Below are 26,516 nucleotides of genomic sequence, written 5' to 3'. Positions count from 1 at the left end.
GAGTCCGTTGCTGTGTGAAGGCCTCGGGCAGTACGCCGACCAGTACGCCGACATCCGACCGCGTGCGGGTCAGCCTGCATCGGGACGCACCCACGGCCAGTCGGCGGGCTTGCCCTTGGTGAAGACGAGCTGGGTCAGGCCGAGACTGCCGTAGTCGAACCCCGCCTTGGACCCGGCCAACCAGAGATCACGGATGCGGTAGAAGCGCTCGTCGTACATCGCCACGATCTCGGCGCGGTGCGCACGATGTCGCTCCCGCCACAGCCCGACGGTCCGCCCGTAGTGGCGCCACAGGTTCTCCCGGTCCACCGACCACAGGCCCGACGCGGCGAGCAACCGCTCGATCCTGGCCACGGTAGGCAGGTGGCCGCCGGGGAAGACGTACCGGTCCACCCACGCGTCGACCTGCTGGTCACGCTGGTCGGTGATCGTGTTCATCACCGCGATGCCGTGGGTGACGAGCAGGTCCCGCACCGCCGCGAAGAACACCGGATGGAGCCGGCGGCCCACGTGCTCGAACATGCCGACGCTGACGACCCGGTCGAAGGGCCCCCGCAGTGCCGGGTCGCTGCACGTCGCCAGGTCCTGGAAGTTCATCAGCTCGAAGCGGACCCGGTCGGCCACCCCTTCGCGCTCGGCGAGCGTCCTGGCCTCGGCGAGTTGCTCGCTGCTCAGGGTGATCCCGACGCCGGTGACCTCGTGCGCCTTGGCGGCGCCGACCAGGAGATGGCCCCACCCACAGCCGATGTCCAGGATGCGATGACCAGGGAGGGGCCGCAGCTTGGCCAGTGTGTGGTCGATCTTCTGCCGTTGGGCCGTCTCGAGGGTGTCGTCGTCGGAGGTGAAGTAGGCACAGAAGTAGCTGAGCGTGTCGTCGAGGAACAGTCGGTAGTAGGCGTTGCCGACGTCATAGTGCCGACTGATCTGGCCGCGCTGGGTCGAGCGCCGGTTCGGCTCGGTGCGGTGCAGCAGCCGCAGCGGCCGCAGAGCGCGGAACCGGGCGCGGTTGCTCGCCAGGATCCAGAAGAGTGTGTCCAGGTCGTCCTCGGGGATCTGGATGTCGCCGTCGACGTAGGCCTCACCGACCGCGAGGCTGGCGCTGCGCAGGGCACGCCGTACGACGGCAGGGTCGGTCAGCCTGAGGTGGGCCTCGGGGCCACCGCGGCCGTAGCGGCGGGTCTCGCCGTCCCAGAACGTGAGCTCGACGCGTCCGAACTCCAACCGGCTCAGCAGCCGGTCGACCACCATCTTGTCCACTCCTTGCCTCCGTCAACCAGTCTAGGAACCCGCGTGCCCGCCCGACCAGACCCTGGAAAGACCGCCACGTAGGCTCGATCGGTGCACGAGCCCCACCAGACCCGGGTACCCCGCCGCGACGACGTCAAGGAACCAGAGCTCATCGGCGGGGTCGAGAAGCGCACGCTGGTGCTGGTGGAGCACGATCCAGCCTGGGCGACCCGGTACCGCGAGCACGAGCGCCGCATCCGCGCGGCGCTCGGGAGCGCTGCGATCGGGAGCGCTGCGATCGGCGTGGAGCATATCGGCTCCACCGCCGTTCCCGGCCTCGCTGCCAAGCCGATCATCGACATCCTCGTCACGGTCCCCGACATCACAGCCGAGGAAGACCATCTGGACCCGTTGGTCCGGGCCGGCTACGTGCTGCGGGTGCGCGAACCCGGCCATCGGATGGTCCGTACGGCGGAGCGTGACGTGCATGTCCATGTCCTGGGGACCGACGATCCCGCTGCGGCGGACTATCTGCTCCTACGGGACTACCTACGGGGCAACGCTGCGGACCGTGAGCGCTACGAGGCGACCAAGCGGGACCTGGTCGCACGGGACTGGCCGGACATGAACGCCTACGCCGACGCCAAGACAGAGGTGATCGAGGACATCAAGCGGCGCGCACGGGCTCGGCTGGCACGCCGAGAGGCGAGCACCCAAGGCTGCGGGGAGCGTTGCTCTCGCGGGGTGGTGAAAGGGTCGAAAGGGTCTAGCCTCGCATCATGCAGATCCCGCGCGCGGTGGCTGTCTTCAACAAGCTGATCAACAACCGCGTCCAGCGCCTGTGGGCGTGGGTCCTGCCGCCGTGGGCCATCCTGCGCCACACGGGTCGCAGGAGCGGCACCGTTTTCCGGACGCCTGTCGTGGGATTCGTCTGTGCGGACGGGTTCGTCGTCCCGCTGCTCTACGGCGAGCGGTCCGACTGGGCCCGCAACATCCTCGCCGCCGACGGTGGGATCATCGAGCGGCGGGGCCGCACGTACGAGCTGCAGGACCCGCGAGTCGTGGACAGCGCGCTCATCGCCATCACCGGGATCGGCGCGCGATACGTCCGCGCCGCGCCGAAGGCGCTGGTGGCGACCATCGGTCCGCGGGTGTAGCCCGGGGCAGGCGGTTTCCGTGGAAAGCCCCGCCTCTCGGTTAACCGCCGATAACATACATTATGTCAATCACCGGACGCTTCCCATCGCCACCTGACCCCTGACGCAGTCACGGGACCCCGCTCTCAACGGCGGCGATGAGGCCTGAGCTTGAAGATCAGGATGCCGAGATACTTGTTCATCCATTCCTGCTTGTGCGGGTAGCGACGTCGGGCGTCTTCGGACAACTGTGGCTCGATCGCGGTCTCCACCCACAGCCCGGCGGCGGTGAACACGTTCAGCAGGTCCGAGATGGTGTAGGTCCGCTTCGTGAGGGCGATCTCCTCGTTCCAACTGGTGCGGTAGGTGTACGACGCCCTGGAGAAGTACTCCTCGCCCAACGAAGTGCCGTTGCGCTCGGCCCGTTCGACGGCGTACCGGATCGGCTGGGTCCGGGTCAGCAGGATGAACCCGTCGTCGGCGAGCATCGCGCGTGCCGCTTGCAGGACTCGGACCGGATCCCTCGCGTAGCCGAACGACTGCAGGAACAAGATCCGGTCGAACGCGCGGCCCGCAAGCCCGGGCATGGCGTCCACCTCGTTCAGATCGCCTTGGATCAGCTCCAACCCGGCGGGCCGAGCGCCGAGGAAGTTGCCGCTGACGTCCACGCCCACGGCGCCGGTCGCACCCGCATCCACAAGTTCGGCGATCTTGCTTCCGTTGCCGCAACCGAGGTCCAGCACGGTCAGTCCGGCGACATCACCCAGGAGGTCGCGCTGCGCGGGCCACTCGACGAGCCGGTCCAGCGAGTCCTCCCTGCCTCGGGCGCGCTCGTAGTCCGAGGCGAGCTCCGGCCACGCAGCGCTCGGATCGGCAGAGCTGCTCGCGTGGGAACTCGTCGTCTTCTGCACGTCGGCCGCCACGAGACAGAACCTAGCCGTCCATCAGCCGACCGCGGCCTCCTCGTACGTCGGCGTGAGGGCGATCCAGCGTGCATGCCATGCGGTCGACGGTGTCGACTCCGACCAGCCCTCAGGGTGCGCGTCACCGACGAACGAGCGCGCGAGGTCCTCGAGGTGCACCTGCCAGCCGGCGCCGTAGAAGTGGAGCCGCTCCACGGGCAGTCCCCGCTCCTCCACCACCAGCCTGGTGCCGGAGGCCCCCTCGGTGAGCCACGCCTCGAGCACGGTCTCGTCGTCGGTCTCCGGACCCATCGTCAGAAGCAGATGGGTCGGCGCGTCGCACGCCTCCACGCGCACCGGTCCGGACCAGGTGCTGGTGAACACGGCCTCGACGGTGTCACCCACCCGCGGCTCCCCCGCCACCTGCGCAATCCAGCGTGCCAGCCGCTCCGGCCGGGTACACGCATCCCACAGGTCCTCGATGTCGGTGTCGTAGATGTCCTCGACGCGGACCGCACCGCGGGTCTCGTCGAGCGCTCTCATGTCTCCGATGACATTCATCTGGGTGCCTTCCTTCCTCGGGCGATCTCGGTGTGCAAGGCGTCGAGACGGTTGCGCCACAACGCGCGGTACTCCCCCAGCCACTCGTCCAGCTCGATGAGCGACTCCGGGCGGAGGCTGTAGATCCGACGCTGAGCCTCCTGCCGTACGTCGACCAGCCCGGCCTCGCGCAGCACCCTGAGGTGCCGCGACACTCCGGGTCGAGCGATCGGCAACGCCGCCGCGAGCTCTCCCGCCGTGGCCGGGTGGTCACGGAGGATCTCGAGCACGGTGCGGCGGCTCGGGTCGGCCAACGCTTGGAGTACGGCGTCCACAAGACCTCAATGTACCCACACGGGTACGTATCCGCAAGGGTACGCACAGGGGCGACCCTCTATGCATCCCCTCGTAGCGCCCGGGTACGTCGCCCGCATGACTCACGAGGACACCAGCGAGACGCTGCAGGCCGTTGTCGACCGAGTGACGTCGTACCAGGACGGCGCCACCGAGGGAACCGTCGCCGACGAGTTGCGGCGTGGGCTGACCGAGGCGGACCTCACCCTGTCGGACGCCGACATCGCGCGCCTGGCCGACGCCATCGAGGACGCCCATGGCCGGGTGTTCGCCGAGGACGTCCTCAGCGACTCGCGCTGAGCAGCGGGTGACAGCGCGTCGGAAAGCGGGTATGCATCCGAACATGAGCGAGAACCCAGGCACCGACGCAACGACCGACGCGCCCGATCACGGCGTGCGCCACGACCCACTTCGCCACTCACGCACCAGCCGCACCTGGGCCGCGCTCTTCGCGTTCGGCGTGATCCTGGTGCTGCTGATCATCTTCATCGCCCAGAACACCCAGACCGTCCAGGTCTCCTTCCTCGGCTGGTCCGGGCACGCTCCCCTGGCGGTGGCCCTCCTGATCGCGGCCGCAGCCGCCATCCTGATCACCGCTGTGGCCGGGACGCTGCGCATCCTCCAGCTGCGTCGGAGGGTGACCCGGGACAATCGCCGCCGACGCTGACGCGCGGCGTACGACGAGGGATCATCCGCGACTGGCTATCCTCGGCCGGGTGAAGAGGTCCTTCGTCGCCGCCATCGCCCTGATCCCGCTCCTGGTCCTCGCTGCGGCCTGCGGAAGCAGCAACCCCACCACGAAGCCCTCGGGCTCGTCGTCACCGACCCAGGCGGCAAGCGGACCGTGCGCCTATCCGAGCTCCGACCAACCGGCCGCGCGCAAGGACATCAAGACGCCGCCCGCCACCCCGACCACGACGAAGCCGACACCGGTCACGATCACCACCAACAAGGGCGCCATCAACGTGACCCTGGAGGCGGACAAGGCGCCGTGCACGGTCAACTCGTTCCAGTCGCTGGCCAGCCAGGGCTACTTCAACGACACGCCGTGCCACCGGTTGACGACTGCCGGGATCTTCGTCCTCCAGTGCGGCGACCCCTCGGGCACCGGGACCGGCACGCCGGGCTACACCTTCGCCGACGAGCTGATCAAGGACGACCCCCGCGTGCAGCCGTGCAAGAAGGTCAAGACCGCCACCGGCAAACAGCAGATCTGCACCTACGCCGCCGGCACGGTGGCGATGGCGAACAGCGGGCCGGACACGAACGGCTCGCAGTTCTTCCTGGTCTACAAGGACTCTCCCCTGCCGAACGCCTACACCGTGTTCGGCCGGATGGATGCCAGCGGCCTGAAGACCGTACGCTCGATCGCCGCAGCAGGACTGGCGAACGGCGCCCAGGGCGACGGAGCACCCAAGAGCCCGGTGACCATCACCTCGGTGAAGTAGTCATCGCCACCGGAGCGCCCAGCGCGACCGTGCGACTGACTGTGCACAGCCGGTCGCGGGACTGCTCGATGGCGCGCTGGAGCACCGCGCGCGCAGCGTCGCCGGACTCCCCCTCCGGGAACCGGACGTCGAAGACGAGCTTGAGGTTGGTCATGTGGTTGCCGCCCTCGTCGCGGACCTTGTCGCCCTCGACGTGTACGTCGAAGGCCTCCGGCTGCGCCCGCTTGCCGGTGATCAGGTCGACGTCGATCGCCGAGCATCCGGCGATGGCGGCGAGAAGCAGCTCGACCGGGGTGAAATCCGGATCGTCACCGCTGCCGATCGGGAGCACTCCCCCACGGACGTTGGTCGCCTTGTAGCGGGTGCGGCCGATGCGGGTGAGCTCGACGGAGCGGAAGGTCTCGCTGATGGTCATGGCACCACTGTCGCAGAGCGCGGCGACGGGCAGTCTCAGGGCTTGGCGCAGGAGGCGAGCATCCGGCCGCGGTCCAGCACCGGGAACTCGCGCACGAGGCTCTTGTCCGGCAGGCTGCTGCGCAGCTTCTGGTGGCGCAGCGGAACGGCCTGGCCGGCATCGAGGCGGTAGCTGGTGCGGTAGACGTCCCAGCCGAACATCACTCCGGACGGCTTCGTCGGCTCGGCCTCGGTGACCTCGAATCCGCCGTCGGTGCAGTCGACGCTGACCCGCGTCGTGGGCCGGGTGTCCGTCGCGATGAACGGCACCACCGGGTTGTGCTCGGCGTCGGTCAGCTCGACGTCGCCGGAGCCGGTGACGGCGTACAGGTGGTACTGCAGCCCGCCGCGTGGGTGCCGCTGCCGGGTGAGCAGTAGCCGCTCGCCTCCCCCGGGGACAGCCGCGCGCGCCACCGGGTGCCCGTGCACGGCGCTGGATCGCGCCGCGTGTCCCGCGGAAGCCTGGCCGCGCGCGCCGCGGTCACCGCAACCGGCGACGACTACGCCGAGCACGAGCAGGAGGGTCACGCCGAGAACGGTGCGCATACCGCTTCGACGTACGCCGTGGGCCTGTGGTTCCCGCACCTCGCGAGGATACGGTGGCACGGTGACCACCTCGCTGCCGCGCCGTCCCGGCGTGTCCGTCCGCGGGCGGGTCACCGAGCTTCGCGACGGACGGATGCTCGAGCACGAGGACCGCCTGGCCGTCGAGGAGCCGCTGGAGATCCGGCTCGCCGCCCCGGCGCTGGCTGCACAGCGGCTGTCGGTCACGATGCGCACGCCGGGCCACGACTTCGAGCTCGCCGCGGGGTGGCTCGTGCATGAGGGGATCTGCGCCCCTGACACGATCCGGACGGTGCGCTACTGCACCGACGCCGACCTGACGCCCGAGCAGGAGTTCAACGTCGTGACGGTCGAGCTGGCGGCCCCGCCGCTGCGGCTGCCCGCGGCCCGGATGGTCAGCTCCGCCTGCGGGGTGTGTGGGGCGGAGAGCGTGTCGGAGGCGCTGGAGGGTCACACCACGGATGTCGAGGTGAGCATCGCCCGCAACCTCGTCCATGAGCTGCCCGAGCGGCTCCGTGCCCAGCAGCGCGGCTTCGACCGGACCGGCGGGCTGCATGCAGCGGGCCTGTTCGAGGCCGACGGCACCACGGTCGTGGTCCGCGAGGACGTCGGCCGGCACAACGCGGTCGACAAGGTCGTCGGGTCCCGGATCCTCGCCTCCGCACCGGTCCCGCCGGTGCTGGTGCTGAGCGGGCGGATCGGCTTCGAGCTGGTGCAGAAGGCGACCGTCTCGGGGGTGTCGGTGCTAGTGGCCGTCGGCGCGCCCACCTCGCTCGCCGTACGCCTGGGACGCGAGGCGGGCCTGACCGTGATCGGCTTCACCCGCCCCGACAGGTGTGTGGTGTACGCCGGCGCCGAACGGCTCATCGACTGACGGCGTGTGCCGGGAGGTTGTGTCGGCGCGCTCTCATACGTTGTCGTCATGCGCATCCTGCACACGTCCGACTGGCACCTGGGACGTGCCTTCCACGGGGTCGGGATGCTCACCCACCAGGCTGCCTGGCTCGACCACCTGCTCGAGGTGGTCGAGCAGGAGTCGGTCGACCTGGTGGTCGTCGCCGGCGACGTGTACGACCGCGGGCTGCCGCCCGTCGACGCGGTCGCGCTGGCCAACGAGGCTCTCGGTCGGTTGGCCGCATCGCGCGCCCGGGTGGTGGTGACCAGCGGCAACCACGACTCCGCGCGCAGACTCGGCTTCGCCGCCGGGCTGATCGACCACGCGGGCGTGCACCTGCGCACCGATGCCGGCGACGTCGGCCGGCCGGTGCTGCTGGAGGACGCGCACGGCGCTGTCGCCGTCTACGGCATCCCCTACCTCGACCCGGACCTGGCCCGGCGCGCCTGGGACCTTCCCACCCGCTCGCATCATGCCGCGCTCTCAGCCGCCCTCCAGCGGGTCGAGGCCGACCTCGCCACCCGGCCGGGCACCCGCTCGGTGCTGCTGGCCCACGCCTTCGTCGCCGGTGGCGCGCCCAGCGACAGTGAGCGGGACATCGCCGTCGGCGGCATCTCGGTGGTGCCCACCGCGCTGTTCGACCGGATCGACTACACCGCACTCGGCCACCTGCACGGCGCCCAGACCCTCAGCGAGTCGGTCCGCTACTCGGGATCTCCGCTGGCCTACTCGTTCTCCGAGGCGAGCCACACCAAGGGCTCCTGGCTGGTGGAGCTCGGCGCGACCGGATGCACCGCACAGTTCGTGGCGGCCCCGGTGCCGCGGCCGCTCGCGCGGCTCAACGGCAGCCTCGAGACCCTGCTGACCGACGCCGCACTCGCCGTGCACGAGCACAGCTGGGTACAGGCCACCCTGACCGACACCGTCCGGCCCCTCCAGGCGATGGACCGGCTCCGTGCGCGGTTCCCGCATGCCCTCGCGCTGAGCTACTCCCCCGCCGACCGCCCGACCGCCGCGGTCCGTGGGAGCAGCTCGGGCCGCAGCGACCATGACCTCGCCCTCGAGTTCCTCGCGGCCGTCCGGGGCACGCCTGCCGACGCCGCAGAGGCCGCGCTGCTCCAGCGTGCGGTCGACTCCTGCTGCCACGACGTCGAGGCCGACACCCTGACGAGCGTGCGATGAGACTGCACCGCCTGACGATCACCGCCTTCGGCCCCTTCGCGGGATCGGTCGAGGTCGACTTCGACGCCCTCAGCGAGACCGGGCTGTTCCTGCTGACCGGCGTCACGGGAGCAGGCAAGTCCAGCGTGCTCGACGCCGTCTGCTTCGGCCTCTTCGGCGAGGTGCCGGGCGACCGCAACGACGCTCGACACCTGCGCAGCGACCACGCCGACCCGCAGGCTGCGCCCGAGATCGTGCTCACCTTCAGTGTGGCCGGACGCACCCTGCGGCTGACCCGATCCCCGGCCTGGGAGCGGCCCAAGAGACGGGGCACCGGAACCACCCGCCAGCCCGCGCGGGTGGTCGTCGAGGAACGCGTCGACGGCCAGTGGATCGGCCTGACCACCCGACTTGACGACGCCGGCCTGCTGATCAGCCGCCTGCTCGGGATGACCTGCACGCAGTTCACCCAGGTCGCTCTGCTCCCCCAGGGTCGGTTCCAGGCATTCCTCCGGGCAAGCTCGGCGGAGCGGCACGCCGTACTCCAGAGGTTGTTCTGCACCGACCGTTTCGAACGCGTCGAACGCTGGTTGGTCGACCATCGGCTCACCCTGCGCCGAGACAGCCAGGTCCGCCAGGAGCGCATCGCCGGGCTCGTGCACCGCATCCAGGAGGCAGCGACGTGCCAGGTCCCGGCCGACTGGGACCTGCACGACCTCAGCGGCCCTGCAGGCGACGGAGCACTCGCCGCCTGGGCGGCCACGCTGACCGTATCGGCCGGGTCCGATGCCGCCGAGGCAGCTGCCGCCCTGGCTGACGCCGAGGCGGCGCTCGCGACCGCGAAGACGTCGGCCGAGAGCGATCGACGTCGTGACGAGCACCGCCTCCGTGGCCACGACGCCGCCCAGCGGCTGGCCGCGCTGGCGGACTCCGAGGACCTGGGTCGGGCGATGGGCGAGAGGATCGCCGGTCACCATCGCGCCGCGCCCGTGCTGGTGCGCGTCGAGCGTGCCGTCGCGGCACGGGCCCGGCTCGAAGAGGCCACACAGTCGTTGGCGCGAGCGCGGCAGGCGGCGGACATCGGACCCGAGGTGTCGTCGAGCGAGGTCGAACGACGTTGCCGCGAGGCGGCGGACGCCGTCGCGCGCGCGGAGGCCGCCCGTCCCCGGCAGGATGTGCTCGAGCAGGCCCGGCGCGCCCTGCACGATGCCCAGGGATGCATCGCGAAGCTGGAGCAGGACCTCGCCCGGGCGAGCGGCCGGCTGGCCGACGTCCCCGAGCGACACAGCCGCCTTCTCGAGCGGCAACACCGGGCCAGCGAGGCGGCCCGGCGGCTCCCCGAGCTCGAGGTCGAGATGCAGCGGGCCACCGCCGGCAAGCGAGCGGCCGGCGAGCTCGTCGTGCTGCGCTCGCGAGTCGAGGCGGCCCGGACGGCGCTGGGCACGTCCATCGACGAGGCACAGCTTCTGCGCGATCGCTACCAGGACGCACGGGAGGCCAGGATCGGCGCGATGGCTGCCGAGCTCGCCGGCGGGCTGGCCAGTGGCTGCTCCTGCCCGGTGTGCGGCAGCCTCGACCACCCCGCACCCGCACACCCGAGCGGGACCGGCAGTCGCGAGCAGGAGGAGCTGGCTCGCAGGGCCTACGAGGACGCAGAGACGGTCAGGATGGTTCGCGCGGAGGCCCTGGCTGCGCTCGAGGCCCGGCTCCCGTCGCTGACGGAGCTGGTCGCGGATGAGCCTGTCGCGGCATGGACCGCTCGGCTGGAGGACGTGTCCACCGCGCTGGCGGCGGCACGCGCGGAGGCCCAGCTGACCGACGATCTGGCCGAGGAGGTGCGCGCCCTCGACGACGAGACCGCGGAGCTCCGCGACGTCGAGTCCGCCGCGCGGCTCGAGCTGGTCCGTGCCGAGTCAACCGCCCGCTCCGCGGCCGACCGGGTCGGCAGGCTCGAGACCGAGCTCGCCGAGCTCCTCGGCGACTTCGACTCGATCGACGCGCTCGTGGCAGCACACGAGGCCGAGATCTCGCGGCTGACCACGCTCGTCCACGCCCTCGGCGAGCACCATCACGCGTCTCAGGCTGCGCAGGCGGATCTGGCCGATGCCCGGTCGGCCGCCGCCGATGCCGGCTTCGAGAGCCTCCACGCGGTGCGCGACGCGGTGCTGGCCCCCGAGGAGCTCGCCGCCACCGAGCACGACCTGGCGGAGCGTGCCCGGGTCGAGGCCGCCGTGACCGCGACCCTGGCCGAGCCGGAGGTCGTCTCGGCCCTCGACGGCGACGCTCCCGACCTGGAGGCTGCGACAGCCGCCCTCCAGGCAGCCGAGGCAGCCCGACGGGAGGCGCTGGTGGCCGCGCGATCCGCCGCCCGGTGCCACGAGCGACTCGACCGTCTTGCGGTCGAGCTCGACGCCGAGCTCGCCGCGTGGGCCCCGCTGCGCGAGGCAGTGACACTGGCGAGCTCATTGTCCGCCTTCGTCGAGGGCAAGGGCGCCGACAACCCGCTGCGGATGCGACTGTCCGCCTATGTGCTCGGCGAACGCCTGCGCCAGGTCGTCGCGGCCGCCAATGCCCGACTCGAGCGGATGAGCGCAGCGCGGTACGCCCTCGAGCACTCCGACGCACGCGGGGTCGGCGACCGCCGCGGCGGTCTGAGCCTGATGGTGCGTGACGACTGGAGCGGAGTGCTCCGCGATCCGGCCACCCTGTCCGGGGGCGAGACGTTCGTGGTCTCGCTCGCGCTCGCCCTCGGGCTGGCCGACACGGTCAGCGACGAGGCCGGCGGCACGGACATCGATACGTTGTTCATCGACGAGGGGTTCGGGTCCCTCGACGCCGACACCCTCGAGGACGTGATGGACACCCTGGACACCCTCCGTGAGGGCGGGCGCGTGGTCGGCGTGGTCAGCCACGTCGCGGAGCTGCGCGATCGGATCACCACCCGGCTCGACGTACACAAGGGCAGGGCGGGCTCGCAGCTGCAGCTCGTCTCCGGGGCGGGATAGTCGCCGCTCCTCCGTCCGGCGACCGGTCGGGCGATTTCGCTGGACTCCGCTCGCTACTGTCCTGTCCATGGGATCTCACGAGATCGATCCGGCGTTCGCCGCGCTCCCCTACCGTCGGCTGGCCGATGTGGCCCTCGCCCGCTGTCAGGACTTCGGCGTCGATCATGCGGACTTCCGGTTCGAGCGGGTGCGCTACCAGCACGTCTCCGTCCGTGACGGCCAGCTCCAGGGCGCCGAGGACACCGACGACCTCGGTTTCGCGGTGCGGGTCCTCCTCGACGGTGCCTGGGGGTTCGCTGCCGGCGTGGTGCTGACCACCGACGAGGCGGTTCGCGTGGCCGAGTCCGCGATCAACGTCGCGCGGGTCGCCGCGCCGATGACCCGCCGACCGGTCCAGCTCGCACCCGAACCGGTGTACGACGACGTGACCTGGTGCTCGTCGTACGACGTCAACCCGTTCGACGTGGCGCTCGCAGACAAGGTCGAGCTCCTCGCAGGCTGGACATCCCGGCTGATCGGCGCCCCGGGGGTCGACCACGCTGCCGGATCGCTCCAGCAGGTGCAGGAGAACAAGTTCTACGCGGACCTGGCGGGGACCCGCGCGACCCAGCAGCGAGTCCGCCTCGAGCCGTACGTCGAGGCCTTCGGCACACACCCGACCTCCGGCGCCTTCGACTCGATGCGCACCCTCGCGCCCCCGGCCGGACGTGGCTGGGAGTACCTCACCGGCGCTCACTTCGACTTCGACGCCGAGCTGGCGACCATCCCCGAGCTGCTCGCGGAGAAGCTCGCCGCGCCCAGCGTCGAAGCCGGCAGCTACGACCTGGTCATTCACCCCTCGAACCTCTGGCTGACGATCCACGAGTCGATCGGCCACGCCACCGAGCTCGACCGGGCGCTCGGCTATGAGGCCAACTACGCCGGCACGTCCTTCGCCACCCCGGACCAGCTGGGGACGCTGCAGTACGGCTCCGAGCTGATGCACGTCACCGGCGATCGGACCGTCGAGCACGGCTTGGCCACGGTCGGCTACGACGACGAAGGCGTCCAGGCCCAGTCGTGGGATCTCATCCGAGACGGCGTCCTGGTCGGCTACCAACTGGACCGGTCGATGGCGCACAGCTACGGTGCCCAGCTCAACGACGGGCGCTCCAACGGCTGCGCCTATGCCGACAGCCCCAGCCACGTTCCGATCCAGCGGATGGCGAACGTGTCGTTGCAGCCCGCACCCGACGGCCCGGACACCGATGGCCTCATCGACCAGGTGGAGCGCGGCATCTACGTCGTGGGCGATCGGTCGTGGTCGATCGACATGCAGCGATACAACTTCCAGTTCACCGGCCAACGCTTCTATCGGATCGAGCACGGGCGGCTCACCGGCCAGTTGCGCGATGTCGCCTACCAGGCCACCACGACCGACTTCTGGCGCTCGATGTCCGCCGTCGGGGGCCCGCAGACCTACGAGCTGGGTGGTGCCTTCAACTGCGGAAAGGCACAACCGGGCCAGGTGGCGTCGGTCAGTCACGGATGCCCGTCCGCAGTCTTCCGTGGCGTGCGCATTCTCAACACACGCGAGGAGATCTGAGTCGATGGCACAGACGACGCCCCAGGACCTGGCCGAGCAGGCGCTCGCCGTCCCCACCTCCGAGCAGTGCATCGTGATCGTGCACGACACCCACGCTGCCAACCTGCGCTGGGCCAACAACACGCTCACCACCAACGGCGTGATGCACGGCATGCAGGTCTCGGTCATCGCGTTGGACGGGCCACGCAGCGCCTCCGTCAGCGGCAGTGCATGGAATCCGGACCAGGTCGCGGACCTGGTGGGTGCAGCCGATGCCGCCGTACGGGACGCGAGCCCGGCCGAGGACGTCGCTCCCCTGGTCGAAGGGGCCGCCGCGGAGGACTGGACCGATGCACCGGGTGAGACCGGCATCGCCGTCTTCGAGAGGTTCGCCACCGAGCTCGGTCAGGCATTCGAGTCCGCCGAGGCCCAGCGCCGGATCCTCTATGGATTCGTCAGCCACGACGTCACCACGACCTACCTCGCCTCGTCCACGGGTCTCCGGTTGCGCCACGAGCAGCCGACGGGCCACTACGGCTGCACCGGCAAGCCAGCGGATCTCAGCGCCAGCGCCTGGGTCGGCGGCGCGACCCGCGACTTCGGCGACGTCTCTGCGCTCGACATGTTCGACCGGCTCACTACCCGCCTCGGCTGGGCGGGTCGCTCGGTCGACCTGCCGGCAGGTCGCTATGACACAGTGCTGCCGCCGACCGCGGTGGCCGACCTGATGATCGACGCCTACTGGGGTGCCGGAGCTCGGGTGGCTCACGAGGGGCAGTCGGTCTACTCCCGGCCAGGCGGGGGCACCCGGATCGGTGAGCTGATGGTCGACGAGCACGTCCGGCTCTACTCCGACCCGTCGTACGCCGGGCTGCAGGCTGCCCCGTTTGTCGTGGACGCAACCTCCTCGAACACCAGCAGTGTCTACGACAACGGCCTGCCACTCTCCAAGACCGACTGGATCGCGGACGGGCGGCTGGCTGCACTGCTGCAAACTCGGCATACCGCGGCGATGACCGGCCAGCCGATCACTCCGGCGATCGACAACCTGGTACTCGAGATCGCCGGCGCGACCGATGACGAGTCCGAGTTGGTCGCAGGCGTCGACGACGGCCTGCTGCTGACCTGCCTGTGGTACATCCGCGAGGTCGACCCGCAGACGATGCTGCTGACCGGGCTGACCCGCGACGGGGTCTACCGTGTCGAGGGTGGCGAGGTCACCGGGGTGGTCAACAACTTCCGCTTCAACGAGAGCCCCGTCGACCTGCTGCGTCGCTTCACCGCCGCATCGACCACCGTGCCCAGCTTCTCCCGCGAGTGGGGCGACGACTACTTCTCCCGGACCGCCACCCCCGCGCTGCGCGTCCCCGACTTCAACATGAGCTCGGTCTCCCAGGCCCTCTGACCCGCCGAGTGGTCCCTTTTGACGCGCGACTGGTCACATATGGGCCGCGAGTGGTCTCTTCTGACGCGCGAGTGGTCGCATATGGGGCGCGAGTGGTCGCAGATGGCGCCTCCCGCACCGCTATGAGGCACCACTCGGCGCCCATTTGCGACCACTCGCGCGCAGGATGGGACCACTCGGCGGCCATTTGTGACCACTCGGCGGGGTCAGTCAGGGATGGGGGTCAGGGGTGGGGGTGGCCGCCGGGGATCGGGGCGGCGGGGTCGTACGGCGTGCGGGTGTAGATGAAGGTGGCGCACTCGAGGTGGCTGACGGAGTCGGCGCCATCGCCCGGCCCCGGACGGCGTACGACGTGCAGGGGCTCGCCGGCGTGATAGCCCGCGACCCCGACCAACCGACCGTCGCGACGGGTGAACTGCTCGGCCAGCCGCCCCCGGGCGAGGTCGATGAACTCGAGCAGCCCGTTGTGCCAGCGCACCTCGAAGGCCGAGTTGCCCCAGTGCCAGTAGCCGAGCAGCTCCTCGGCCCATTCCGGCACCACCGCGGTCGGCACCCACGCCGGCCCCGGCCGGGGCGTCACGGACCCGAGGAGCCGATGGGTGAGGTCGACCCCATCGAGGCCCGTCGTCGCATTGGTCAGGGCCACGACGCCATCGCCCGACCGCGGGTCGACGAGCATCGAGCCCTGGAAGCCGGGCATCGAGCCGAGGTGGCCGACCAGCTGGCCGCCGGGGTGTGCTGCCACCATCGTGGCCAGGCCGTAGCCGTCCCGCACCGGCCGGCGCATCTCCGCCAGGGACGGCGACGACAGCACGGCAGGGTTCCCCGACCGCAGGAAGCCGGCAAGGATCGCGAGGTCGTCGATCGTGCTCCACAGCTGGCCCGCGGGCGCCATCGCCCCCGTGTCCCGGGCCGGCTCGGCCGTCAGGGTGCCGCGAAGGTGATGGACGCTCCAGCCCTCGGCGTAGGGCGGCGCCGGCAGGTACGTCGTCCGCGCCATCCCCAGCGGCCCGAGCAGCCGTTCAGCGAGCACCTGCTGCCAGGGTCGGCCACGCAGCCGTGCCACGACCTCGCCGAGAAGCGCGAACCCCAGGTTGCTGTAGTGGTACGTCGTGCCGGGCGCGAACACCGACCTGTCCACGTCGTTCGCGGCGCTGAGCTGCTCGAAGTCGACGCCGGGTGACCGCTCCCACCACGACCCGACCGGCTCGCTCTGCATCCCCGAGGTGTGCGAGAGCAGCTGCCGCAGCGAAGCTGCGCGATACGCCGACTCCGGCACCACGTCACCCAACGGGTCCTCGAGGGTCAGCAGTCCATCGTCGCGGCACTGCATGACCAGCACCCCGGTCATGGTCTTGGTGATCGACCCGATCCGGTACTGCGTGGCCGGGTCGGCGGCGGCCCCCGCCTGTCCGCGCCAGACCAGGGTCCCCTCCGCCAGCACCCCGACGACCAAGGTCGGCAGCCGCCGTACCGCCTGGTAGGCGTCCGCCACCGCCTGGAAATGTGACTCGCGCCCAGTCATGAGCCGAGCGTAGCCAGGGCTCAGTCGAGGAACTCCGCGATCGCGCGGCCCAGCTCCGGTCGGGCCACCGCGGCCATGTGGCTGCCGGGCACCTGCCGGTAGCTGCCGGCCTGCAGCAGCTCGGCGAGCTCCTGGCCGGACCCGTGGTCGTCGTCGCGGTCGCCCATCAACACCAGCACCGGCGTCGGCACGCCGGCAACATCGGAGCGCGACATCGGCACGCTGGCGCCGATCACGAGCGAGAGCGCCGCCGGGTCGCCGTCCACCGTCTTCACGAAGGCCTGGGTCATGAACTCCGGATCGCCGTGCCGATAGCTGCCGAGGTGGTCGAGCACCCGCTGGTACCAGGCGCTGGCCCCGGAGATGTCCAGCATCCGGGAGAGCCCCATCCCGGCCAGCACGGCCCGGTCCGGTCGGACGCCGCGGACCAGCATCCGCAGGGTGGTCCGCGAGCCGAGCGAGTAGCCGCCGAGGTCGAACCCCCCGGCCGCCAGGTCCAGGCCGAGGTGAGCCAGGAGTGCGAGGCCGTCGTCGGCGAGCACGTCGGGCGGGTAGGCGCCCGGATCGTGGGAGCGGTCCGAGGCGCCGTGCCCACGCAGGTCGGGCATCACCACGCGATAGCCCGCTTCCGCGAGCCGGCGCGCGTGGCCGTACTTGATCCAGTTCACGTAGCCGGTGGAGACGAACCCGTGCAGCAGCACCAGGGGCCGGCCCTCACCGATCTCGCGGTAGGCCAGCACGGCGCCGTCATCGCCGCGGAAATGCTGGATGGGGAGGTCGGGCTCGCTCACGAGACCGTCTCGAACGACTCGGGGGGCGGGCAGGCGCAGACCAGGTTGCGGTCGCCGTACGCCTGGTCGACCCGGCGCACCGGCGGCCAGTACCTGTCCGGGTCGAAACCTGTCGGAAAGACAGCGGCGGTGCGCATCTCGGCGCTGCCGTAGTCCGCGGAGGCGAGGACCTCGGCCGTGTGCGGCGCTCCACGGAGCGGGCACTCCTCCGCCTTCCACTCCCCCGTCGTGACCTTGTCGATCTCGGCCCGGATGGCGATCATCGCGTCGCAGAAGCGGTCCAGCTCGCCGAGGTCCTCGGACTCGGTGGGCTCCACCATCAATGTCCCCGCGACCGGGAAGCTCATCGTCGGGGCGTGGAACCCGTAGTCGATGAGCCGCTTGGCGACGTCGTCGACGGTGACGCCGCTGCTCTTGGTGAGCTCGCGCAGGTCGAGGATGCACTCGTGCGCGACCAGTCCGTTGTGGCCGCGGTAGAGGACCGGGAAGTGTTGGTCGAGCCGGGACGCGACGTAGTTGGCGGCCAGTACGGCGACGCTGGTTGCAGCGGTGAGCCCCTCGGCGCCCATCATCCGGACATAGGCCCAGGAGATCGGCAGGATCCCCGCCGAGCCGTAGGGCGCGGCGCTGATCGGCCCGATCCCGACCCGCCGGCTCGGGTCCGGGTGGAAGGCATGGCTCGGCAGGTACGGCGCCAGGTGCGATCGCACCGCGACCGGACCCACTCCGGGACCACCACCGCCATGCGGGATGCAGAACGTCTTGTGCAGATTGAGGTGCGAGACGTCGCCACCGAACTGGCCGGGCCTGGCGTGGCCGAGCAACGCGTTCAGGTTGGCGCCATCGACGTACACCTGGCCGCCGGCCGCGTGCACGATCTCGCACAGGTCCGTGATCGTGTCCTCGTAGGCCCCGTGGGTCGACGGGTAGGTGACCATGATCGCGGCCAGCCGATCACCGTGTTCGGTGCACTTCGCCCGCAGGTCGTCCAGGTCGACGGCGCCATGGTCGGTGGACCGGACCACCACCACCTTCATCCCGGCCATCACCGCTGAGGCTGCGTTGGTGCCGTGGGCCGACGAAGGGATCAGGCACACGTCGCGCTGCTCGTCGCCCTGCGCTCGGTGGTAGCCACGGATCGCGAGGAGCCCGGCCAGCTCACCCTGGGAGCCGGCGTTCGGCTGGATGGACACCTCGTCGTAGCCGGTCACGGTCGCCAGCCAGCCCTCGAGGTCGGCGACCAGCCGGGCGTAGCCGACGGCGTCCTCTGCGGGAGCGAACGGGTGCAGGTCGGCGAAGCCGGGCAGGCTGATCGGCTCCATCTCGGTGGTGGCGTTCAGCTTCATCGTGCACGAGCCGAGCGGGATCATCCCGCGGTCGAGGGCGTAGTCGCGCGCGGCCAGCCTGCGCAGGTAGCGCAGCATCGCCGTCTCGGAGTGGTGCGAGTTGAACACCTCGTGCGTGAGGAAGGAGGTACGTCGTGCCAGCGCCGGCGGGATCGTCTGGCTCGCGAGCCAGCCAGTCTCTGGCAGATCGAAGGCCTTCCCCACTGCCCCGATGGTGGCGTTCGTCGCGGTCTCGCCCACGCTGACGCCGACGTGGTCCGAGTCGACCAGCCGCAGATGCACGCCCGCCTCGTGCGCCCGGGCAACGGTCTCCGCGGCACGCCCCGGCACCCGCGCGAGCACAGTGTCGAAGAAAGCGTCATGCACCACGTCGACGCCACCGGCGCGCAGCCACGCGGCCAACCCGGCGGCCCGCTTGTTGATGCCCTCCGCGATCGCTCGCAGGCCCGCGGGGCCGTGGTAGACGGCGTACATCGAGGCGGTGACCGCGAGCAGGACCTGGGCGGTGCAGATGTTCGACGTCGCCTTGTCGCGGCGGATGTGCTGCTCGCGGGTCTGCAGCGCCAGCCGGTAGGCCGGCCTCCCCGCGGCGTCCTTCGAGACGCCGACCAGGCGCCCCGGAAGGTGCCGCTCGAGGCCGCTGCGCACCGACATGTAGCCCGCATGCGGGCCCCCGTAGAAGAGCGGGACGCCGAGCCGCTGGGAGGAGCCCACAGCGACGTCGGCCCCGAGCGTCCCGGGCGACTCCAGCAGGGTCAGCGCAAGCAGGTCGGCGGCCACCACAGCGAGTGCGCCACGTTGATGCGCCTCGTCGATCACCGCGCGCGGGTCCCAGACCCGTCCGGACGCGCCGGGGTACTGGATGAGCACACCACAGAGATCTCCCTCCGGCAGCCCACTGTCGAGGTCGGCGACGAGGACCTCGATGCCCATCGCCGCTGCCCGGGTGCGCACCACGTCGATGGTCTGCGGCAGCGCGTCGGCGTCCACCACGAAGGCCCCGCTCGCGCCGCGCTGTGCCCGGCGCACCAGCGTCATCGCCTCGGCGGCCGCGGTGCCCTCATCGAGCAGTGACGCGTTCGCCGTCGGCAGGCCGGTCAGATCACCGATCATCGTCTGGAAGTTCAGCAGCGCCTCGAGCCGGCCCTGGCTGATCTCCGGCTGGTACGGCGTGTACGCGGTGTACCAGGACGGGTCCTCGAGCACGTTGCGTCGGATCACCGGCGGAGTGATCGTCGCGTGGTAGCCCAGACCGATCATCGGCTCGAGGGGATGGTTGTCGGCCGCCAGCGTCCGCAGTTCGGCGGCCGCATGCCGCTCCCCCGCCGCAGCGGGCAGCGCATCGGTGGGCAGTGCACACCCGATCCGGTCCGGCACCGCGGCGGCCATCAGTGCATCGAGGCTCTCGAAGCCGACCTGCTGGAGCATCCGCTGGATCTCGTCGGACGACGGGCCGATGTGACGGTCGACGAAGGCCGTCCGGGCAGCGCTGCGGGCATCGGGCTGGTCGGTCATCACGCATCCTGGGGCTAGGCGTCACAAGGTCGCCTCCCCCTCAGTCGGACGCGGGGGCCCTCCAGAGTTGCCTCACCTGCACGGTCCGGGCGCCTGAGAGCTTGTCGGGGAGGAGTTGCCCCTTCGGCGCTCCGTCGCGGTCGTCGCACCGGTGCGGTACGGCGGCAGCGCGGAGACTCTCCCGTGCAGGGTTGTCAGCAAGCAGAATCTATCAGCCCGTGGCGCGGGAGCGCCGGCGCGCCGCCAGCTCGTCACCGCTGACCGGTGCGTCCGCCTCGGCGGTGCGCTCGGAGGGAAGCGCAGCCAGCGAGCCCTCGATCTCGCGCCACACTCCCCCGATGGCGATGCCGAAGACGCCCTGCCCGCCCTGGAGCAGGTCGATGACCTCGTCGTTGCTGGTGCACTCGTAGACCGATGCGCCGTCGCTCATCAGGGTCACCCGGGTGAGGTCGTCCGTGCCGCGGGCGTGCAGGTGTGCTACCGCGGTGCGAATCTGCTGGAGCGAGATGCCCGCGTCCAGGAGTCGCTTGATGACCTTGAGCAGCAGGATGTCGCGGAAGCTGTAGAGCCGCTGGGTGCCCGAACCGGTCGCTCCCCTGACGGTCGGCTCGACCAGGCCGGTGCGGGCCCAGTAGTCCAGCTGCCGGTAGGTGATGCCGGCCGCGTTGCAGGCGGTGGGTCCGCGGTAGCCCAGATCGTTGGGCAGCGGCGAGACGTCGTCATCGAACAGCAGGCCCTGCTCGTCGGCGGCCATGCCGGCCTCAACCTCGCGGGGGTCGGGTCCGGCGGCTGTCACGCCGTCGATCTTCTTGTCTGCCACTGCGACCTCCGTTGTCTCCTTCGCTCAGCGTAACCCTCGGGGAGTGGCCCTGACAGGCCAGAGTTACAGCGAAGACATTTGGAACGGTAAACCTCGGCTTGAGGGTTGGTCAAAGACGCCAGCGGCGTGTCGCAACCTTAAACTTCCACTTCAAGGTTACTTCTCTCCCCCGAGGTGGCTCAGCCGGTGCTGCCCGGCTCGTCCTCAAAGTCCTCGGGCGTCACGTGGTCAAGGAACTCGCGGAACTGCTCCACGGTCTCCTCCTGCTCGTCCGGTACGGCGATGCCAGCCTCGGCAAGCACCTCTTCGGCGCAGACGATGCGGGAGCCGGTGCGCAGCGCCAGCGCGATCGAGTCCGACGGCCGGGCCGACACCTCGACTCCCGAGGACAGCACCAAGGTGGCGTAGAAGACGCCCTCGCGCATCTCGGTGATCCGGATCTCCGCGACCGCGTTGCCGGTGGCCTCCACCACGTCCTTGAGCAGGTCGTGGGTCAGCGGCCGCGGCGGCACCACGCCCTGCTGCGCGAACGCGATCGCGGTGGCCTCCACCGCGCCGATCCAGATCGGCAGGTAGCGCTCGCCCCCCGACTCGCGCAGCAGCACGATCGGGCTGTTGGACGGCATCTCGACCCGGACCCCGACGACCTCGACCTCACGCACGGCACCAGCCTACGCCCCGGGACCCACCGCAGGACGGGCCTGTCGTCGGGTCAGCGCAGCGACCGCAGACCGGCCCGGACCAGGGTCGCGTGCAGGTGGACCGACAGCGCGGCGATCTCGTCCATCGCCTGGTTCGCTCGGCCTGCCGCACCATCCTCACGGCTCCTGCGGATCGGCGAGACCACCTGCTCGACGAGGCCGATCTCACGGTCGGCGGCCGTGCGGAAGGCCCGCAGGTGACGGGGCTCCATCCCGAACCGGGCCAGCTCCCCGGCGGCCCGGGCGACCTGGAGCGCGTCGGAGTCGTAGTGCTTGGCGCCGCTGCGCATCCGGACCAGCCCGTAGGTCTCGAGCTGGTCGAGGACGTCCTCGGTGATCTCCGCGGTCTTCAGCAGCTCCTTGCGGGAGATCCGCACGTCGGCGGGCGGCGCGCGGAAGGTCTCGGCGCCGGGCGTGGTCGCCCCGTCGGAGCGGGGCACCGTCGGGCCGTCGTACACCGGCGGCGGCTCGAGGCCGCGCTCCATCGCGTCGAGGTGCTCCTGGATCACCTTCAGCGGCAGGTGGAACTGGCGCTGCATGGTGATGATGTAGCGCAGCCGATCCATGTCCTCGGTGGAGAACTTCCGGTAGCCGGACGGTGTGCGCTCGGGCTTGATCAGTCCCTCCGCCTCGAGGAACCGCAACCGGGACTGCCGGATGTCCTCGTCGGGGAACTCTCCCTTCAGGCCGGCGATGGCCTGCCCGATGGTCAGCTTCGGGGTCGTCGCGGACTGCCGCACCGTCAGTTGCCCGCGCTGTTGTCGAAGTAGTTCAGCCGGAACTTGCCGATGCGCACCTCGTCACCGTTGGTGAGTCGAGCATCGTCGATCCGATCGCGGTTGAGATAGGTCCCGTTGAGGCTGCCGACGTCGTGGACCGTGTAGCCGCTCTCGTCACGGCGGAACTCGACATGTCGGCGGGAGACGGTGATGTCGTCGAGGAAGATGTCGCTGTCTGGATGCCGACCGGTGGTCACGACATCGGTGTCGAGCAGGTACCGACCGCCCGCACCGGGACCGCGCAGGACCACCAACAGGGCGCTGCCGGCCGGAAGCGCCTCGACCGCAGCGGCATCGCTGTCGTTGAGGGTGGTCAGCTCCTCCCCGTCGGCCCGCGCCGGCGACCCGAACTGGATCGTGGCCGTGGTCTCGGCGGCGTTCGCCTCACCGAGTCGGTTGCCGCACTGGGAGCAGAACTTGGCCGTCTCGGGATTCTGACTTCCGCACTGGGAACACTGCGACATCTGTTCCGGCCTCCCCAACGTTTTCGCTGTCCGTGCCACCGCCGATCCCGGGTGCCGAGGCGACCTCAGAAACCTTCAAGCACCAGTGGAGGTTGACGGTTGTCGCCAACCTACCAGAGCCGTCCGCACATCTCGCCGGGAAACGAACGAGCCTCGGAAGGGCTCGGGAACCGCCCGGCAACCGGTCAGGAACCGATCGCCTCGCCGTATGCCTCGGCGTCCAAGAGCGCGTCGACCTCCGTCCTGTCCGAGGGCACCATCTCGAACAGCCAGCCGGCGCCGTAGGGGTCGGAGTTCACCAGCTCGGGGGTCGCGTCGAGCGCCTCGTTGCGGGCGACCACCTCGCCACCCACCGGGGCGTAGACGTCGCTGACCGACTTCGTCGACTCCAGTTCGCCGAGGGCATCGCCCGCGGCTGCCGTCAGGCCGACCTCCGGCAGCTGCACGTAGACGATGTCGCCGAGGGCGTCCTGGGCGAAGTCGGTGATCCCGATGCGGACCGAGCCCTCGGCCTCACCGGGCTGACGCACCCATTCGTGCTCGGCGGTGTACTGCAGGTCGTCGGGGATCATGGTCGTCTCCTAGCGCGCTCCGGTCGGGAATGGTGGCAGGCTACTGCGTGCGGTCACTGGTTCACCTGGGGTGTGGCGTAGTGCGGGTTCGTCGGCGTGCGGGTCACGTTGATCTCGACGTCCTTCTTGCGGGTCACCTTGGTTGTCCCCTCGTCGAGCGCGACGTCGTCCTTGAAGCCGCCGGGGAAGTTCAGCGCGGTCGCGAGCGTGGTCGGGTCGCCGATCACATCGATGGTGTACGGCGGTGTGAGCAGCCGTCCGTCCACGTCGATTCCTCCCTCGGCATCCTCGAAGGAGGTCTGGGCGACGATGCGCACCTGTCCGTTCATCTGCATCGCCTCCGCACCAGCGTCACGCAGCGCCTCGATGCCGTCGAGGAGGTGGTTCACGCGGTACTGGCCCTTCGGGTCGGAGACCACGATCTCCAGCCCGGGCCCGTGCGCGGGCAGCGTGCCGGCCAGGATGCCCAGTGTGGTCAGCTCCTTCTGCGCCTGGGCGAGCGCGGCGGTGCGCTGCTCACTGTTGTTCCGCAGGGCGTCACGGGTCCGCTCCAGCTGGCTGATCTCGGCGTCCGAGCGCGCCGACGCGGCTGAGAGTCCGTTCAGCGCCTGGACGAGGTCCGACTGGCGCAGTCCCGAGTAGGCGTTGCTCTGTCCGTAGAGCCGGACCTGGGTGACCGCGGCGAACATCAGCACGCCGAGTAGTGCGGCGACCCCGAGCTGGGCACGCGAGGGGTGCAGCAGTGACCTCCGGAGCCTCGTGAGCGGGCTCGCGGCCGGTGTCGGGTCGGTGTCGGTGTCGGTCATGCGTGGAAGAGGTGTCGGCGGATGGCGGCGACGTTGGAGAAAATCCGGATGCCGAGCACCACGATCACGCCGGTGGACAGTTGCGCCCCGACCCCGAGCTTGTCGCCGAGAAAGACGATCAGTGCCGCGATGAGGACGTTGCTGACGAACGACACGGCGAAGACCTTGTCGGAGAAGATCCCATCGAGGAAGGCACGCAGCGCACCGAAGACGGCGTCCATCGCAGCCACGACCGCGATCGGGAGGTAGGGCTCCATCCACAGCGGTACGTCGGGGTTGAGGACGAGGCCCAGTACGACGCCGACGACCAGGCCGATGATCGCGATCATGAGGCTCTCCCCTCCGCACTCCTGGCGAAGTGCAGCGCCGGCTGCTCGGCCGCCGGCAGCGTCATCGATGTCTGGGCCCGGATGTTGAACTGCAGGCCCAGCTGCTGGTGCAGATCCAACCACGTCGCTCCACCCGCGGTCTCGGCGAAGCGCGCGGGCAGGGCCGCGGGATCGCCGACGGCGCGGACGACGTACGGCCGGTCGAGCGATTGGAAGTTCACCGTGATGGCGCTGCCGGCCTCCATGATCGCGCTGAGGTTGGTCAGCCGCTGTCCGTTGATGGCGATGGCCTCCGCCCCGGCCTGCCACAGCCCGTTGACCAACTGCTGGAGGTCGGTGTCGAGCACCTTGTCGCGCTCGGTCGGCGCATCCGGCGCATCGTCGACCCTGACCTCGACTCCCGGTCCCCGCACCGGGACCGTGCCCGACAGGACCGAGAGGCGCTGCAGCTGGTCACGGGTTCCGCTGGAGAGCTTGCCGTTGTCGACCGCCCGCGCCCGGAGCTGGTTGACCTGGGTGCGGAGCCTGTCGAGCAGCCGACCCTGGCTGGCCACGGCGGCCTTGCGCGCCTGGATCTGGTGGATCAGATCGCTGCGCTCGCGCTGGTCGGTAGCGGCGTTGCTCGAGGTCTGGCTCGCCGCCATGAGCAGCAGCACCACGAAGGCGGCGAGCGCGAGGATCGTCCACACCGCTGTCGACCGTCGGGGTGGGGTGCCGCGAGTCCGGGCACTCACCTCGGCGTACCCGTCGTCGAGGGCGTGCGCGGTGAGGTATGGAAGCAGCCCCATCGTCGCGGGGCTGTCGTGCAGCCGTACGGCGCCCTCGCCGGTCTCGCCGGGTCGCACGTCGGCCCGCTGACTCGTCGGGTCGGTCATCGCTCGGGCGCCCTGGCGTCCGGGTCGGCCAGCAGCTTGCGTACCTGCCATGCGTAGAGGAGGCCCGCCCACCAATACAGTCCGATGCCCCAGATTGCGATCGCCCAGCCGAACACCTTCGCGAGGTGGGCGATCACGCTGTCGCCGTCGCCGACGAACAGCAGCGGGAACGCGTAGAGCAGGTTGAAGGTCGCGGCCTTGCCGAGATAGTGGACCGGGAGTGCGCTGTAGCCGCGGCGGCGCAGGAACGGCACCAGGCACCACAGGAAGGCGTCGCGCAGCGGAAGCACGATCGCGACCCACCAGGGGATGATGTCGCGGAAGGCCAGTCCGATGACCACGGCCAGGATGTAGAGGCGGTCGGCGACCGGATCGAGCACCTCCCCCAACTTCGAGGCCTGGTCGAGGCGCCGGGCCAGGTAGCCGTCGAGCCAGTCGGTGACCCCCGACGCCATCAGCACGATCAGGGCCCAGACGTCGGCCTCGGGACCGAGCACGAGCCAGAGGAACAGCGGCACTCCGAGCAGCCGGAGCATGCTGACGACGTTCGGGATCGTCCAGATCGCCGCCTGGCGCCGGACCCCTGCCGCTGTGCTCACAGAGCGCACCCTATCCGCCGCCCACAGCGGTCATCGCCCCCGCCGAGGGCGACTCGAACGAGCCGGTGCGACCGTCCTCAGCGTCCCGATCCGGGGTGGCACAAACGGCACGCGGTGAGCCCGGGAGCGTGCGGACCGGCCGGCTGCAAGTCGTCCCTCCCGGCCACCAGGTCACAGTCGGCGCGGTGCACGGTGGTGCCCGATCCGGCCACCACCAGGATCGAGCCCGGGTCCCGCTGCGCAGCGGGTACGGCGCCCTGTGCCCACGGCTGGACCGGACCGCCGAGGGACCCACCGTTCTGGGCGACCACCGCGGTCGCCGCATTGTGCGACACCGCGTCGGCGAGCACGAGCAGCGTGTCGGCCAGACGCTTGGACGCGTCCTTCTGGTCCGCCGCGATGCGGGCCAGCCAGGCACCGAAGTAGAGGAAGCCCCCGCAGAAGGTGATCCCGAGGCCGAGGATGCCGCCGGACACGAGGTAGGAGAGCTGGTCGTACTCGTAGGGCGTGTGCGAGACGCCGTACCAGCCGAGTCCGATCACGATGAGCCCGAGCGGGAGCAGCACTGCGCCGGCGACGAAGAGCACCAGATGCAGCAGCTGGGCGCGGTTGTCGAGCAGCGGTGCGACGCCGTTGCCCCGGCTCGCGGCCCTGGGCATCATCGGCCGCGGCGCTGCGGCCGGACGGGCCGGTGGTGGTGGCGCGGCGGGACGCGCTGGTGGGGTCGATTCGGTGGTCAT

General features: G+C 70.5%; 29 protein-coding genes and 1 riboswitch. Of the genes, 10 read left to right on the top strand and 19 right to left on the bottom strand.

Translation table 11 applies throughout. The features are described from left to right. Positions 1-69 precede the first annotated feature (69 nt). Entirely contained in the window at positions 70-1,248 is a 1,179-nt protein-coding gene (locus Q9R13_RS02360) for a cyclopropane-fatty-acyl-phospholipid synthase family protein (protein WP_310963444.1), read from the bottom strand. Between the two features lie 90 nt (positions 1,249-1,338). Here Q9R13_RS02360 and Q9R13_RS02355 point away from each other — a divergent pair, with 90 nt between their 5' ends. Next, positions 1,339-2,046, top strand: coding sequence for a GrpB family protein (locus Q9R13_RS02355; protein ID WP_310963443.1), 708 nt, complete (start codon positions 1,339-1,341; stop codon positions 2,044-2,046). Then, positions 2,007-2,384: a PNPOx family protein gene (locus Q9R13_RS02350; RefSeq protein ID WP_310963442.1), complete on the top strand. Its 378-nt coding sequence runs from the start codon at positions 2,007-2,009 to the stop codon at positions 2,382-2,384. The genes Q9R13_RS02355 and Q9R13_RS02350 overlap by 40 nt, the downstream gene beginning before the upstream one ends. A gap of 125 nt (positions 2,385-2,509) precedes the next feature. Here Q9R13_RS02350 and Q9R13_RS02345 read toward each other — a convergent pair whose 3' ends face one another. Genes Q9R13_RS02345 through Q9R13_RS02335 form a run of 3 tightly spaced genes read right to left on the bottom strand, consistent with a single transcriptional unit; the run spans position 2,510 to position 4,140 of the window. Next, entirely contained in the window at positions 2,510-3,286 is a 777-nt protein-coding gene (locus Q9R13_RS02345; protein WP_310963441.1) for a class I SAM-dependent methyltransferase, read from the bottom strand. Positions 3,287-3,307: 21 nt separating this feature from the next. Continuing rightward, positions 3,308-3,808, bottom strand: coding sequence for an SRPBCC domain-containing protein (locus Q9R13_RS02340; RefSeq protein WP_310963440.1), 501 nt, complete (start codon positions 3,806-3,808; stop codon positions 3,308-3,310). Between the two features lie 14 nt (positions 3,809-3,822). Then, a complete protein-coding gene (locus tag Q9R13_RS02335; protein ID WP_310963439.1) occupies positions 3,823-4,140 on the bottom strand; it encodes an ArsR/SmtB family transcription factor in 318 nt (105 codons plus the stop codon). Between the two features lie 97 nt (positions 4,141-4,237). Between Q9R13_RS02335 and Q9R13_RS02330 the strand changes: the two genes are divergently transcribed. Genes Q9R13_RS02330 through Q9R13_RS02320 form a run of 3 tightly spaced genes read left to right on the top strand, consistent with a single transcriptional unit; the run spans position 4,238 to position 5,607 of the window. Continuing rightward, entirely contained in the window at positions 4,238-4,459 is a 222-nt protein-coding gene (locus Q9R13_RS02330; protein ID WP_310963438.1) for a hypothetical protein, read from the top strand. Positions 4,460-4,502: 43 nt separating this feature from the next. Next, the gene (locus tag Q9R13_RS02325) at positions 4,503-4,826 is read left to right on the top strand and encodes a lipopolysaccharide assembly protein LapA domain-containing protein (protein ID WP_310963437.1); all 324 of its coding nucleotides are present in this window, start codon (positions 4,503-4,505) and stop codon (positions 4,824-4,826) included. A gap of 49 nt (positions 4,827-4,875) precedes the next feature. After that, on the top strand, positions 4,876-5,607 hold the full coding sequence (locus Q9R13_RS02320) for a peptidylprolyl isomerase (RefSeq protein WP_310963436.1): 732 nt from the start codon (positions 4,876-4,878) through the stop codon (positions 5,605-5,607). Here the strand turns inward: Q9R13_RS02320 and Q9R13_RS02315 are convergent. Then, a complete protein-coding gene (locus Q9R13_RS02315) occupies positions 5,591-6,022 on the bottom strand; it encodes an OsmC family protein (protein ID WP_310963435.1) in 432 nt (143 codons plus the stop codon). The two genes, Q9R13_RS02320 and Q9R13_RS02315, sit on opposite strands and share 17 nt — an antisense overlap. A gap of 35 nt (positions 6,023-6,057) precedes the next feature. Then, positions 6,058-6,645, bottom strand: coding sequence for a hypothetical protein (locus Q9R13_RS02310; RefSeq protein WP_310963434.1), 588 nt, complete (start codon positions 6,643-6,645; stop codon positions 6,058-6,060). Positions 6,646-6,667: 22 nt separating this feature from the next. On the opposite strand from Q9R13_RS02310, the gene Q9R13_RS02305 reads away from it, so the two are divergent. The 5 genes from Q9R13_RS02305 to Q9R13_RS02285 all read left to right on the top strand — a co-directional run bounded on the left by Q9R13_RS02305 (position 6,668) and on the right by Q9R13_RS02285 (position 14,654). Continuing rightward, positions 6,668-7,498, top strand: coding sequence for a formate dehydrogenase accessory sulfurtransferase FdhD (locus Q9R13_RS02305; protein WP_310963433.1), 831 nt, complete (start codon positions 6,668-6,670; stop codon positions 7,496-7,498). A 48-nt stretch (positions 7,499-7,546) separates the two neighbouring features. Continuing rightward, the gene (locus tag Q9R13_RS02300; protein WP_310963432.1) at positions 7,547-8,701 is read left to right on the top strand and encodes an exonuclease SbcCD subunit D; all 1,155 of its coding nucleotides are present in this window, start codon (positions 7,547-7,549) and stop codon (positions 8,699-8,701) included. Then, complete coding sequence (locus tag Q9R13_RS02295; RefSeq protein ID WP_310963431.1) at positions 8,698-11,685, top strand: SMC family ATPase; 2,988 nt, start codon at positions 8,698-8,700, stop codon at positions 11,683-11,685. Before Q9R13_RS02300 ends, Q9R13_RS02295 begins: the two co-directional genes overlap by 4 nt. A gap of 67 nt (positions 11,686-11,752) precedes the next feature. Next, entirely contained in the window at positions 11,753-13,270 is a 1,518-nt protein-coding gene (locus Q9R13_RS02290; RefSeq protein ID WP_310963430.1) for a TldD/PmbA family protein, read from the top strand. Positions 13,271-13,274: 4 nt separating this feature from the next. Beyond that, positions 13,275-14,654 (top strand): metallopeptidase TldD-related protein, encoded by a 1,380-nt coding sequence (locus Q9R13_RS02285; RefSeq protein ID WP_310963429.1) that lies wholly within the window; start codon positions 13,275-13,277, stop codon positions 14,652-14,654. A 223-nt stretch (positions 14,655-14,877) separates the two neighbouring features. On the opposite strand, the gene Q9R13_RS02280 is transcribed toward Q9R13_RS02285, so the two are convergent. The 13 genes from Q9R13_RS02280 to Q9R13_RS02220 form a co-directional block, all read right to left on the bottom strand. Next, on the bottom strand, positions 14,878-16,179 hold the full coding sequence (locus Q9R13_RS02280; protein ID WP_310963428.1) for a serine hydrolase domain-containing protein: 1,302 nt from the start codon (positions 16,177-16,179) through the stop codon (positions 14,878-14,880). Positions 16,180-16,199: 20 nt separating this feature from the next. Next, the gene (locus tag Q9R13_RS02275) at positions 16,200-16,970 is read right to left on the bottom strand and encodes an alpha/beta fold hydrolase (RefSeq protein ID WP_310963427.1); all 771 of its coding nucleotides are present in this window, start codon (positions 16,968-16,970) and stop codon (positions 16,200-16,202) included. Further along, positions 16,967-19,831, bottom strand: a complete 2,865-nt coding sequence (gene gcvP, locus Q9R13_RS02270; protein ID WP_310963426.1) for an aminomethyl-transferring glycine dehydrogenase — start codon at positions 19,829-19,831, stop codon at positions 16,967-16,969. Before gcvP ends, Q9R13_RS02275 begins: the two co-directional genes overlap by 4 nt. 71 nt (positions 19,832-19,902) lie before the next feature. Next, positions 19,903-20,025, bottom strand: a riboswitch (glycine riboswitch). A 17-nt stretch (positions 20,026-20,042) separates the two neighbouring features. Next, positions 20,043-20,585: a MerR family transcriptional regulator gene (locus Q9R13_RS02265; protein WP_310965017.1), complete on the bottom strand. Its 543-nt coding sequence runs from the start codon at positions 20,583-20,585 to the stop codon at positions 20,043-20,045. Positions 20,586-20,830: 245 nt separating this feature from the next. Continuing rightward, a complete protein-coding gene (locus Q9R13_RS02260) occupies positions 20,831-21,313 on the bottom strand; it encodes a bifunctional nuclease family protein (RefSeq protein ID WP_310963424.1) in 483 nt (160 codons plus the stop codon). A 50-nt stretch (positions 21,314-21,363) separates the two neighbouring features. Beyond that, positions 21,364-22,092 carry a transcriptional regulator FtsR gene (gene ftsR / locus Q9R13_RS02255; RefSeq protein WP_310963423.1) on the bottom strand — a complete coding sequence of 243 codons (729 nt, stop codon included), beginning with the start codon at positions 22,090-22,092 and terminating at the stop codon, positions 21,364-21,366. Positions 22,093-22,094: 2 nt separating this feature from the next. After that, positions 22,095-22,595 (bottom strand): FHA domain-containing protein, encoded by a 501-nt coding sequence (locus Q9R13_RS02250; RefSeq protein ID WP_310963422.1) that lies wholly within the window; start codon positions 22,593-22,595, stop codon positions 22,095-22,097. A gap of 185 nt (positions 22,596-22,780) precedes the next feature. Beyond that, positions 22,781-23,167 carry a glycine cleavage system protein GcvH gene (gene gcvH, locus Q9R13_RS02245; RefSeq protein ID WP_310963421.1) on the bottom strand — a complete coding sequence of 129 codons (387 nt, stop codon included), beginning with the start codon at positions 23,165-23,167 and terminating at the stop codon, positions 22,781-22,783. A 53-nt stretch (positions 23,168-23,220) separates the two neighbouring features. Next, on the bottom strand, positions 23,221-23,973 hold the full coding sequence (locus tag Q9R13_RS02240; protein WP_310963420.1) for a DUF881 domain-containing protein: 753 nt from the start codon (positions 23,971-23,973) through the stop codon (positions 23,221-23,223). Further along, entirely contained in the window at positions 23,970-24,302 is a 333-nt protein-coding gene (locus Q9R13_RS02235) for a small basic family protein (RefSeq protein ID WP_310963419.1), read from the bottom strand. The genes Q9R13_RS02240 and Q9R13_RS02235 overlap by 4 nt, the downstream gene beginning before the upstream one ends. Then, the gene (locus Q9R13_RS02230; protein WP_310963418.1) at positions 24,299-25,177 is read right to left on the bottom strand and encodes a DUF881 domain-containing protein; all 879 of its coding nucleotides are present in this window, start codon (positions 25,175-25,177) and stop codon (positions 24,299-24,301) included. The genes Q9R13_RS02235 and Q9R13_RS02230 overlap by 4 nt, the downstream gene beginning before the upstream one ends. After that, entirely contained in the window at positions 25,174-25,776 is a 603-nt protein-coding gene (locus tag Q9R13_RS02225) for a CDP-alcohol phosphatidyltransferase family protein (protein WP_310963417.1), read from the bottom strand. The genes Q9R13_RS02230 and Q9R13_RS02225 overlap by 4 nt, the downstream gene beginning before the upstream one ends. Positions 25,777-25,853: 77 nt before the next feature. Next, positions 25,854-26,516: a hypothetical protein gene (locus tag Q9R13_RS02220; protein WP_310963416.1), complete on the bottom strand. Its 663-nt coding sequence runs from the start codon at positions 26,514-26,516 to the stop codon at positions 25,854-25,856.

The organism is Nocardioides marmorisolisilvae, assembly GCF_031656915.1.
GTDB classification, from domain to species: Bacteria; Actinomycetota; Actinomycetes; order Propionibacteriales; family Nocardioidaceae; genus Marmoricola; species Marmoricola terrisoli.
Note: the sequence above shows the minus strand (reverse complement) of the source record. Positions and strands in the feature narration are given on the sequence as shown.